General features: G+C 72.6%; 11 protein-coding genes. 5 read left to right on the top strand and 6 right to left on the bottom strand.

Annotated elements, in window-relative coordinates:
- From ACZ4Z1_RS32605 to ACZ4Z1_RS32585, 5 genes are all read left to right on the top strand, one after another.
- The coding region (locus ACZ4Z1_RS32605) for a TIM barrel protein (RefSeq protein WP_468490265.1) at positions 1–203 on the top strand (203 nt) is incomplete at its 5' end.
- A gap of 27 nt (positions 204–230) precedes the next feature.
- The gene (locus ACZ4Z1_RS32600) at positions 231–1,124 is read left to right on the top strand and encodes a 2-hydroxy-3-oxopropionate reductase (protein WP_468490264.1); all 894 of its coding nucleotides are present in this window, start codon (positions 231–233) and stop codon (positions 1,122–1,124) included.
- 10 nt (positions 1,125–1,134) lie between these two features.
- Positions 1,135–2,064, top strand: coding sequence for a thiamine pyrophosphate-binding protein (locus ACZ4Z1_RS32595; RefSeq protein ID WP_468490263.1), 930 nt, complete (start codon positions 1,135–1,137; stop codon positions 2,062–2,064).
- A 223-nt stretch (positions 2,065–2,287) separates the two neighbouring features.
- A complete protein-coding gene (locus ACZ4Z1_RS32590) occupies positions 2,288–3,757 on the top strand; it encodes a catalase (protein ID WP_468490262.1) in 1,470 nt (489 codons plus the stop codon).
- Positions 3,758–4,246: 489 nt separating this feature from the next.
- Positions 4,247–4,981 carry a hypothetical protein gene (locus ACZ4Z1_RS32585; protein ID WP_468490261.1) on the top strand — a complete coding sequence of 245 codons (735 nt, stop codon included), beginning with the start codon at positions 4,247–4,249 and terminating at the stop codon, positions 4,979–4,981.
- Between the two features lie 155 nt (positions 4,982–5,136).
- Here the strand turns inward: ACZ4Z1_RS32585 and ACZ4Z1_RS32580 are convergent, their stop codons facing one another.
- The 6 genes from ACZ4Z1_RS32580 to ACZ4Z1_RS32555 form a co-directional block, all read right to left on the bottom strand.
- Positions 5,137–5,370 carry a ferredoxin gene (locus ACZ4Z1_RS32580; protein ID WP_468490260.1) on the bottom strand — a complete coding sequence of 78 codons (234 nt, stop codon included), beginning with the start codon at positions 5,368–5,370 and terminating at the stop codon, positions 5,137–5,139.
- Between the two features lie 4 nt (positions 5,371–5,374).
- The gene (locus ACZ4Z1_RS32575) at positions 5,375–6,622 is read right to left on the bottom strand and encodes a cytochrome P450 (RefSeq protein ID WP_468490259.1); all 1,248 of its coding nucleotides are present in this window, start codon (positions 6,620–6,622) and stop codon (positions 5,375–5,377) included.
- An 86-nt stretch (positions 6,623–6,708) separates the two neighbouring features.
- Complete coding sequence (locus tag ACZ4Z1_RS32570) at positions 6,709–7,500, bottom strand: ABC transporter permease (protein WP_468490258.1); 792 nt, start codon at positions 7,498–7,500, stop codon at positions 6,709–6,711.
- Positions 7,500–8,504, bottom strand: a complete 1,005-nt coding sequence (locus ACZ4Z1_RS32565; RefSeq protein WP_468490257.1) for an ATP-binding cassette domain-containing protein — start codon at positions 8,502–8,504, stop codon at positions 7,500–7,502. The genes ACZ4Z1_RS32570 and ACZ4Z1_RS32565 overlap by 1 nt, the downstream gene beginning before the upstream one ends.
- A 41-nt stretch (positions 8,505–8,545) precedes the next feature.
- Complete coding sequence (locus tag ACZ4Z1_RS32560; RefSeq protein ID WP_468490256.1) at positions 8,546–9,436, bottom strand: DUF4097 family beta strand repeat-containing protein; 891 nt, start codon at positions 9,434–9,436, stop codon at positions 8,546–8,548.
- A 149-nt stretch (positions 9,437–9,585) separates the two neighbouring features.
- A complete protein-coding gene (locus tag ACZ4Z1_RS32555; RefSeq protein WP_468490255.1) occupies positions 9,586–10,116 on the bottom strand; it encodes a hypothetical protein in 531 nt (176 codons plus the stop codon).
- Positions 10,117–10,176 lie beyond the last annotated feature (60 nt).

Below are 10,176 nucleotides of genomic sequence, written 5' to 3'. Positions count from 1 at the left end.
GCAAGACCGGGCACGTCCAGATCGCCGACAGCCCCGGCCGCGGCGCCCCCGGCACCGGCACCCTGCCCCTGGAAGACCTCCTGGACCACCTGCGCAAGAACGGCTACGACGGCTGGACCGGCCTGGAGTACAAGCCCGGCGACCGGCCCAGCACCGACGCCTTCACCTGGCTGCCGCGCCCGCTGCGCGCCACCGCCCACTGAATCCCGTTTCGCGAAAGGCACCCTCACATGAGCACTCTTCCGAAGATCGCCTGGATCGGGCTGGGCATCATGGGCGCGCCCATGGCCGAAAACCTGCTCAAGGCCGGCTACCCGGTCACCGGCCACACCCTGGAGGCGGACAAGCTCGAGCGGCTCGCCGCCGCCGGCGGCACCCCGGCCGCCTCGATCGCCGAGGCGGTGCGCGACGCCGACGTCATCATCACCATGGTCCCCGCCTCCCCGCAGGTCGAGGCCGTCGCCTACGGGCCCGGCGGCATCCTGGAAAACGCCCGCCGCGGCGCCCTGCTCATCGACATGTCCTCCATCACCCCCCAGACCTCCCGCGACCTGGCCCGCGCCGCCGCCGAGCGCGGTATCCGGGTGCTGGACGCGCCGGTCTCCGGCGGCGAGGCCGGCGCCGTCGAGGCGGTCCTGTCCATCATGGTCGGCGGCCGGCAGGAGGACTTCGACGCCGCGCGGCCGCTGTTCGAGGCGCTGGGCACCACCATCGTGCGCTGCGGCCCGCACGGCGCCGGGCAGACCGTCAAGGCCGCCAACCAGCTCATCGTCGCCGTCAACCTCCAGGCCTGCGCCGAAGCCGTCGTCTTCCTGGAGAAGTCCGGCGTCGACCTCGGTGCCGCCCTGGACGTCCTGAACGGCGGCCTGGCCGGCTCGACCGTGCTGACCCGCAAGAAGGACAACTTCCTGACCCGCAACTTCGCGCCGGGCTTCCGCATCGACCTGCACCACAAGGACATGGGCATCGTCACCGACGCCGCCCGCGCCGTCGGCGCCGCCCTGCCCGTCGGCGGCGTCGTCGCCGGCCTGGTCGCCGCCCTGCGCGCCCAGGGCGACGGCAACCTGGACCACTCCGCCCTCCTGCGCGGCGTCGAACGCCTCTCCGGCCACCCCACCGGCTGACAGCGTGGCCGTGCAGGTCTTCAGTACCCTCGGCGCCACGTCCTTGCCGTGGTACGTGGCGTGCGAACAGGGAGACGGCGCGCGGCACCTGATGGCACGTCAAGACCTTGACGCGCTGCACATGGCGGTCGGCTGGGCCCGTACGAACGGGAGGACCGGTGTCGTCGCCGCGGCCCCCGGAGCGGCGGGCCGGTCCGGCGCGGGCCTCACCAGCCTGCTCGCCGGGCTGCGCACGGCCCACGCGGACGCGGTCCCGCTGGTCTGCGTGACCGGCCGGACCGCACCGCCCGGCCGGGACGGGGCAGCGGTGCCCGCCGCCGCGCTCGTCCGGTCGGCCCGGCCGGTGACCAAGTACGCCGTACAGGTCGAGGAACCGGCCCGGGTACCGCAGGCTCTTCGCGCGGCCTTTCGGACCGCGCGCGAGGGGCGCCCGGGGCCCGTACTGATCGACCTGCCGTACGGAACGGCCGGCCACGACGTCCTGTTCGACGTGGCGGACCAGCAGCACAGCGCGCGGAGCGGCGGCCGTCCGCGCCGCACACGCCGGTATGTGGTGTGCGGCCGGGACGGTCCGCCCGGCCGGCAGGTGGCGACCGCGATCGGCGTACGGGTGGCCTTGGAAGCGTCGGGGCACCGGGACACCACAGTCGTCGCACTCACCCGAGCGGACCAACTGCCTTACGCAGCCGAGGCTGTGGCCGTCGCGGTGCGGCACGAGGTGCCGTTCGTGCTGGCCGCGATCGGCACCGGCGGACGGGGCGGCGGACAGGCCCTGGAACTGATGCGGGCGTACGGCTGCTCGGGGCACCGGGTGGACGACGCCGGCGGCCTGCGCTCCGCGGTCGCCTGGGCCCGTAAGGAGTCCGTGACGACCGCACGGCCGGTCCTGCTGCTGGCCGCCGCCCGTGTCCCGCGCACCTCACCCGAGGCCCGAGCCTGAGGCCCGAGACCTCTCCAAGACTTCCCGGCGGCGGCGCCGACACCTGTCCTGTCGCGCCCAGGCGCCGCCGCCGGGAACACCCTGAGCGCACCCGAAAGCCGCTCCCGGGCCCCTCCCGAGCACCACCCCGCAACTTTTCAACAAAGTGTTGACGGTGGTGGGGGTGCTCCATACGCTCCAACATGCGGAAGCCGACTTCCGCGCTCTCGTACGGAAGGTCACCATGCCGAAGCCCACGACGACGCGCCGTCTCACCACGGAGGCCGGCGCCCCGATCGCCGACAACCAGAACTCCGCCACCGCCGGCGTCGGTGGCCCGCTGCTCCTCCAGGACCAGCACCTCCTGGAGAAGCTCGCACGCTTCAACCGCGAGCGCATCCCGGAGCGCGTCGTGCACGCCCGCGGTTCCGGCGCGTACGGGTACTTCGAGGTGACCGACGACGTCACCGGGTTCACCCGCGCCGACTTCCTGAGCGCCGTCGGCAAACGCACCGACCTGTTCATCCGCTTCTCGACCGTGGCCGACAACCTCGGCGGCCCGGACGCCGCCCGCGACCCGCGCGGCTTCGCGGTCAAGTTCTACACCGAGGAGGGCAATTACGACCTCGTCGGCAACAACACCCCGGTCTTCTTCATCAAGGACCCGCTGAAGTTCCCGGACTTCATCCACTCGCAGAAGCGCGACCCGTTCACCGGCAAGCAGGAGCCGGACAACGTCTGGGACTTCTGGGCCCACTCCCCCGAGGCCACCCACCAGATCACCTGGCTGATGGGCGACCGCGGCATCCCGGCCTCGTACCGGCACATGAACGGGTACGGCTCGCACACGTACCAGTGGACGAACGCCGCCGGCGAGGCCTTCTTCGTCAAGTACCACTTCAAGACCAACCAGGGCATCCGCTGCCTGAGCAGCGACCAGGCCGCCGAACTGTCGGGCAAGGACCCCAACAGCCACCAGACCGACCTGCTGCAGTCCATCGAACGCGGCGTCTACCCGTCCTGGACGCTGTACGTGCAGGTCATGCCGGCGGCCGAGGCGGCGGACTACCGTTTCAACCCGTTCGACCTGACCAAGGTGTGGCCGCACGCGGACCACCCGCTCCAGCGCGTCGGCCGCCTCGTCCTGGACCGCAACCCGGACAACGTCTTCGCCGAGGTCGAGCAGTCCGCGTTCTCGCCGAACAACTTCGTGCCCGGCATCGGCCCGTCCCCGGACAAGATGCTCCAGGGCCGGCTCTTCGCCTACGCCGACGCGCACCGCTACCGCCTGGGCGTCAACCACACCCAGCTGCCGGTCAACGCGCCGAAGGCGACGGTGGCGAACAACTACGGCAGGGACGGCCTGATGGCATCCAACGCCTACGGCCGGCACGCCAAGAACTACGAGCCCAACTCCTACGACGGCCCGGCCCAGTCGGACCTGCCGCTGTCCGCGCCGCTCGCGCTCACCGGCCACACCGGCACCCACGCGGCCCCGGCGCACACCAAGGACGACGACTTCTTCCAGGCCGGCGAGCTGTACCGACTGATGTCCGAGGACGAGAAGAACCGCCTGGTGGCGAACATCGCCGGGGGCCTCTCCCAGGTCTCCCGCGACGACGTGGTCGAGAAGAACCTCGCCCACTTCCACGCGGCCGACCCGGAGTACGGCAAGCGCGTCGAGGCCGCGGTGCACGCGCTGCGCGAGGACTGACCCCAGGTCGGCGCGAGGGGCCCGACGGGAGGTCCGGCCCCTCGCGCGTCCGTGCCGGCCGGTCCGCTGAGGGGTGGCCGGCCGGCACGGAAAGGCGGCGCGAGGCTCCGCGGCGCACGGCCACGGGGGCCGGCAGCCATTACGGCCCGGCCTCCCGGGAGACGCCAGTGCGGTGGTCGTGACCGTCCGCAGGAAGGACGGTCCGTCTCCCCGGAAGCGCCACGGAGCCCGCGTCCCGCCTCCCTCCTGTGCACCCCTCCCCCTGAACCCCGCCCGGCGGTGCGATCGTCCTGTCGCGCCCATCTCCCGTGCCGCCGGGCGGCACCACCGCACACGGACCCGGCGTCCGGCCCGGTCCCGGAAAGCCGGGTCCGCACGCATATGTCTGCGGTAATGTCGGCCTCTCACTGTGAATGTCCCCCCAAGGCGAGCCGTCGGAGGGACCATGGACGGCAGCAGAGCCTGCCGACCTACCTGCCAGGAGCCGCCATGGCCGACAGCGTGCCGGTGCGCTGCCCGACATGCCGCCGCGAGAACGCCTTCACCCCGCCCACCTTCCCGTGCGCGTGCGGTGCCCCGCTGACCATGCCGGTGCTGCGCGGCGGCATACCCGTGGAGATCGTGCACCGCACCTGGCAGAGCTCCTGGGTCGAGGTCCGCTGCGACACCTGCGGACGGCTCGACGAATGGCCCGCGCCGGAGTCCGGCTGCGTGTGCGGGACGGTGGTACGCGTCCCCGTCGTACCCGCACCGACCCCGCCGCCGCCCAACCCGCCGGCCCCCGGCAGCCCCGCCGCGGCACCACCCGGCGGACCGCCGCACCGCCCGCCGGTGCTGCGTCCCGCCTTCCGCCCGGTCACCATCCGTACGGCCGACGACTGCGTCACCGCCGCGGCCCAGTACCTGAAATGGCTGGGCTTCACCGACATCGCGCGGGCGCCGGAGCGCACCGCGTCCGGTGTGGACCTGCGCGGCACCGGTGTGGTGGCCCAGGTCGATCCGACGACCCGGGCGACCAAGCTGCGGGAGATCGAGTGCCTGTGGCTCAACGCGCTCAACGACTCCGCGGTCGCCGTCTGCTTCTCCCTGGCGGGCTACTCCCGTGACGCCCGCTCCCGCGCCGACGCACTGCACCTCCCGCTGTTCGTCATGGACCTCACGGGCACCCCGCAGCCGGTCAACGACCCGGCCGACGAGCTGATCAGGGACGGGGCGGAGCGGTAGGCCGCCGGGCGGGTCCGCACACACGAGAGCCCCCCACCGGTGCGCGGTGCGGGGTTCTCGGTCCGGGAAGCCTCACGGCCGCTACCGGTCCGTGGGTACCGGAACGTCGCTGGGGCTGCCACGCGTCCGTGGCTTCCGGGAAGCGCCACCGGCCGCTACGAGCCCGTGGCTTCCTGGGAGTCGAGGGTGATGGCTCCGGCGGGGCAGAGGCCGGCGGCCATCCGGGCCGCGGCCCGGTGCCCGGGGGCCGGCGCCGGGTCCAGGAGCGTCACCAGGCCTTCCTCGTCGTCCTGGTCGAAGACCCCGGGTGCCGTCAGGGCGCACATGCCGGCGCCGACACAGCGGTCCCGGTCGACGCCGATCCGCAGCGGTTCTGGCTCCTCGCGCATCGGGCTACTCCTTGTCCCAGGTGACGGGCAGGCTGATCACGCCGTAGATGTTGGCGCGGTCGCGCAGCGGCACCTCCTGCGGCGGCACCGCGAGGCGCAGGGTGGGGAAGCGGGCGAAGAGCGCCGGGAACGCGACGGTCATCTCGACGCGGGCGAGCTGCTGGCCGAGGCACTGGTGGGGGCCGTGGCCGAAGGACACATGCCCGGTGGCCTTGCGGTGGATGTCGAGCCGGTCGGGTTCGGGGAACTTCAGCGGGTCGCGGTTGGCGGCCTGGACGGACACCGTCACCGTCTCCCCTGCCCTGACCAGCTGCCCCTCGATCTCGACGTCCTCCAGAGCGGCGCGCGGGATGGGGTCGGCCACGCTGAGGTAGCGCAGCAGCTCCTCGACCGTCCGCTCGGCGAGGCCCGGGTCGGCGCGCAGGGCGTCCAGCTGGTCGGGGTTGCTGAGCAGGGCGAAGGTGCCGAGACCGAGCATGTTCGCGGTGGTGTCGAGTCCCGCGGCCAGGAGCACCCCGCCGACTCCGATCAGCTCCTCCTCGCTGAGGTCGGAGGTGGTCAGATCGCTGAGCAGGTCGTCGGTGGGCTCGGCGCGCTTGGCGGCCACCAGTTCACCGATGAACCGGCCGACGGCGGTGAACGCCTCGCCCCTCGCCTCCGCGTCCGCAGCCTGGTCGAAGAGAGTCGCCACATGTCCCTGGAAGCGGTCCCGGTCGGCGTAGGGCACGCCGAGCAGTTCGCAGATCACGAGCGCGGGCACCGGCCGCGCGAACGCCTCCACCAGGTCGACGGTGGGGCCGGCCTGCTCCATGGCGTCCAGGCACTCGTGCGTGAACTGCTCCACGCGCTCGGCGAGCTGCCGCATCCGGCGGACCGTGAACCTGCCGGTGAGCAGCCGTCGGAAGCGGGTGTGCTCGGGGGCGTCGAGACCGAGGAAGTCACCGGCCTGGGCCGGCGGTATCTCCGTCAGCCCCTCCATGCCCGGCATCGGTACCGGCAGGTGCAGGAGTTCGTAGCGCGAGCTGAAACGGGGGTCGGACAGCACCGCGCGGGCCGCGGCGTGCCCGGTGGCCAGCCAGCCTGTGTGCCCGTCGGCGTAGCGCATGCGGCGCAGCGGCCGGTCGCTCAGCGCGGTGAGTTCGGCGGGCGGGTCGAAGGGGCAGCCGGTGCGCCGGTCGGTGGGCAGGGTGGGCGGCTCTTCGGCGGTGGCGTCGGCGGCGCGGGTTTCGGTGGCCGTCGGGTCGTGCGCCATGGGGTTCTCCAGTGGTCGTCGTTTCCGGTGAACGTGCGTACGGCTGAGGCGGGTCGCCGCTCAGAGCCGGTGGTGCGGGGGCTGCGTCACCGCTTGGCCCCGGTCTTGAAGGTGCGGCGCGCCCACACGTAGCCGACCAGGCTCAGGCCCGCGCACCAGGCGAGGGCGACGACCCCGCTGCTGCCGATCTCCGTGCCGAGCCACAGGCCGCGCAGCGTCTCGATGACCGGCGTGAACGGCTGGTACTCGGCGAACCAGCGCAGCCCGGCGGGCATCGACTCGGTCGGCACGACGGCGCTGCCGAGGAACGGCAGGAACGTCAGCGGCATCGGGATGTTGCTGGCCGTCTCGACGTTCTTGGCAACCAGGCCGACACCGGCGCAGATCCAGGTCAGCGCCAGGGTCAGGAGGGCCAGCAGGCCGATCGCGGCGAGCCATTCGACGGGCGTGGCGTCGGGCCGGAAGCCCACCAGGAGGGCGACGCCGGTGACGAGCGCGATGCTGATCAGCGTCTGGATCACGCTGCCGGCGACATGGCCGGTCAGGAACGAGGCACGGGAGACCGGCATCGTACGGAAGCGGTTGACGATGCCTTCGGTCTTGTCGACGCAGACGCTGATCGCGGTGGTCAGGGCGCCGGACGTGGCGGCCATCAGGATGACGCCGGGCGCGAGGTAGTCGATGTACTCGCCGCTGCCGGTGGGCAGGCCGCTGATGCCGGTGCCCAGGGCGCTGCCGAAGACGTAGTTGAACAGCAGCAGCATCGCGATGGGCATGATCACGACGGTGAGCGTCAGGGACGGGTAACGCAGGGCCTTCTTGAGGTTGCGCCGCAGCATCGTCCTGGAGTCCTTGGCGGCGAAGGACAGGGTGGCCATCAGACGTTCTCCTCGGTCGGTGCGGCGGTGCCGGCGGGGTGGGGCTGACCGGTGAGGGTCAGGAAGACGTCGTCGAGGTCGGGGGTGTGCACGGTGAGCGACTCGGCCCTGACACCGGTGGTCTCCAGGGTGTCGAGGACGGCCCGCAGGTTGGGGATGGAGCCGTCGCTGGGGATCTGCAGGGTGAGGGAGTCCTCGTCGCGCGTGGCGATGCCGAAGATGCCCGCCGCGGTGCCCAGGGCCCCGGCGTCGGCGAACCGCACCCGTATGTGGCCGCCGGGGATGCGCTGCTTCAGCTCGTCGGCGGTGCCCTCGGCGATCAGTCTGCCGTGGTCCAGCACGGCGATGCGGTCGGCGAGCTGGTCGGCCTCTTCGAGGTACTGGGTGGTCAGGAAGATGGTCACGCCGTCGTCGGCGACCAGGCCCCGGATGATCTCCCACATGGTGCGGCGGCTGCGCGGGTCGAGTCCGGTGGTGGGCTCGTCGAGGAAGATGATCCGCGGGTCGCCGACCAGGGTCATCGCCAGGTCGAGCTTGCGCCGCATCCCGCCGGAGAAGGTGACGGCGGTCTTGCCCGCCACCTTGGACAGGTCGAAGCGGCGCAGCAGGTCCCTGGCCCGCCGCTTGCCCTCGCGCCGGTCGAGGTGGTGCAGGTCCGCCATCAGGAGCAGGTTCTCCTCGGCGGTCAGCAGGTTGTCGACGGCCGAGAACTGGCCGGTGACGCCGATCGCGGAGCGGACCGCGTCGGCGGCCCGGGTCAGGTGGCGGCCCGCTACCCAGGCCTCGCCCGCGTCGGCGTCGATGAGCGTGGAGAGAATTTCCACGGTGGTGGTCTTGCCGGCGCCGTTGGGCCCGAGCAGCGCGAAGACGGTGCCTTCGGCGATGGTCAGGTCGATGCCGTCGAGCACGAGTTTGTCGCCGTAGGACTTGCGCAGTCCGGTGGCGGTGATCGCCTGCGTCGTCGCGGGTGCGACGGTCGGCGCGGACGTCCGGGTGGCGGTCATGCCGCTGTCCTTTCGGGTGCGGTGGGTCGGGGTACGTCCGGTCAGGCGCGGCGGATGATGATGTCGCCGGTCGCGGTGCGGGCGTGCACCTCGACGGTCTCGTCGGAGTCGGCGGGGCCGTCCGCGGAGCCGAGCGAGTTGCGTACGGCGCCGAACTTGGTGTGCGTGTCGAGCCAGGCGGCGGTGCCCTGGTGGATGCCCACTTCGAGGTCGCCGACGGAGGTGCGCAGGTCGATGCGGCCGCGGGTGACGTCGCCGACGCGGATGCCGCCGTTGGAGGAGGCGGCCTCGACCCCGGCGTGGGCGACGCCGATCTCGATCCGGCCGTTGGCGCACTTGGCGCCGACGCTGCCGTGCGCGGTGCCGACGGAGATGTCGCCGTTGGCCGCGCTGGCCGTCAGGGCGCCGGTGACCTCGTCGATCGTGGTCGCGCCGTTGCCGTTCTTGACGGTCGCCGTGCCGGCGACGGTGCCGATCTCGGTGCGGCCCGCGCCGACGACCTCGATGTCCCCGGTCGAGCGGGCCAGGCGGATGTCGCCGGTGGCGGTCCTGAGGTCGGCGCCGGCCGCCTCGTCGACCTGGAGGTCGCCGAGCCCGGTCTTGAGCGTGACGTCCCCGAAGCGGCCTTCGCAGTAGAGGCTGCCCATGCCCGTGGTGGCCCGGACCTCGGACCCGGCGGGCAGTTCGACGCTCACCTCGATGGCGCCCGGCTTGCCGAACGGGGACCGCTTCTTGGGTGTCTTGACCGAGAGGCGGCCGCCCGAGCAGGTGACCTGGGTCTGCCGTACGGCCTGTACGTCCTTGTCGTCGGCCCCGTTGAGCGGCAGCACCTCCACGACCGTGTCGGTGCGCTTGCCGGCGGTGATGCGGGCGGTGCCGCATTCCAGCTCAAGGGTGGCGGTGATCGGTTCGGGGGTCTCGTAAACAGGCATGGCTGTGTCGTCCTCTTGGTGTGGGTGAGTGGCCCCGCCGGTGAGGCGGGTGATGAGTGATGTCGGCGGAACCGGCGGTCCGCCGGTGAGCGCGGATGAGCCTGTGCCGTTGAACTCCTCGCCCTCAGGCCGGAGTTCGGTGTCAGCTCTCAGCGCGCCCAGCCGGTGAAGCCCCGGCCGTCCGTGGCCTTGCCGCGGCCCGGCGGGCTCGCGCGCTCGCCGCCGTCGAGGGCGGTGGACGCGGCCCGCACCAGCCAGGCGTTGACCGACAGCCCCTCCGCCGCCGCGGCGTTCTCGGCGCGGGCCTTGAGGTGGGCGGGGAGGCGGAAGTTGATCCGGGCCATGGCGCCGTCGCCGACGTCCGCGTGCGGCGGTGGGGGCGCGGCCGCGGCGGGTTCCGCGACCGGCTCCCGCGCCTCCCGGAACGGCTCGGGGACGGGCTGCGCGGTCACCACGAACTCCGGGTCGAGCCCGCGCAGCCGTACGTCGACCGAGCCCGGTGCCAGCTCCCGCGTGACCTCACCCATGGCGGCGGACAGCGCGTCGAGGAGGGTCAGGCGGGCGGCGGACTCCAGGGGTGCGGTGAGCCGCTCGGCGAGGGCGCGGGCATCGTCACCGCCGGCGTCCGCGGCGACAGCCAGCTCGCGCCGGAGGTCTTCGACGTAGGGCGTCAGGTCCATGGCGTCATCATGGCACTTCGGTGACGCCTTGGCGAGCCAGTTTGGCGTTTATTTGGCACA

Source organism: Streptomyces sp. NPDC030165 (genome assembly GCF_055573595.1).
The sequence above is the reverse complement of the archived record's forward strand: the minus strand, read 5'-3'. Positions and strand labels throughout refer to the sequence as shown.

Excerpts from the sequence above, each read along its gene's own strand:
- ACZ4Z1_RS32565 (WP_468490257.1), bottom strand. The coding sequence starts at position 8,504 with ATGACCGCCACCCGGACGTCCGCGCCGACCGTCGCACCCGCGACGACG.
- ACZ4Z1_RS32580 (WP_468490260.1), bottom strand. The coding sequence starts at position 5,370 with ATGCGCGAGGAGCCAGAACCGCTGCGGATCGGCGTCGACCGGGACCGC.
- ACZ4Z1_RS32585 (WP_468490261.1), top strand. The coding sequence starts at position 4,247 with ATGGCCGACAGCGTGCCGGTGCGCTGCCCGACATGCCGCCGCGAGAAC.
- ACZ4Z1_RS32555 (WP_468490255.1), bottom strand. The coding sequence starts at position 10,116 with ATGGACCTGACGCCCTACGTCGAAGACCTCCGGCGCGAGCTGGCTGTC.
- ACZ4Z1_RS32590 (WP_468490262.1), top strand. The coding sequence starts at position 2,288 with ATGCCGAAGCCCACGACGACGCGCCGTCTCACCACGGAGGCCGGCGCC.
- ACZ4Z1_RS32575 (WP_468490259.1), bottom strand. The coding sequence starts at position 6,622 with ATGGCGCACGACCCGACGGCCACCGAAACCCGCGCCGCCGACGCCACC.
- ACZ4Z1_RS32570 (WP_468490258.1), bottom strand. The coding sequence starts at position 7,500 with ATGGCCACCCTGTCCTTCGCCGCCAAGGACTCCAGGACGATGCTGCGG.
- ACZ4Z1_RS32600 (WP_468490264.1), top strand. The coding sequence starts at position 231 with ATGAGCACTCTTCCGAAGATCGCCTGGATCGGGCTGGGCATCATGGGC.
- ACZ4Z1_RS32560 (WP_468490256.1), bottom strand. The coding sequence starts at position 9,436 with ATGCCTGTTTACGAGACCCCCGAACCGATCACCGCCACCCTTGAGCTG.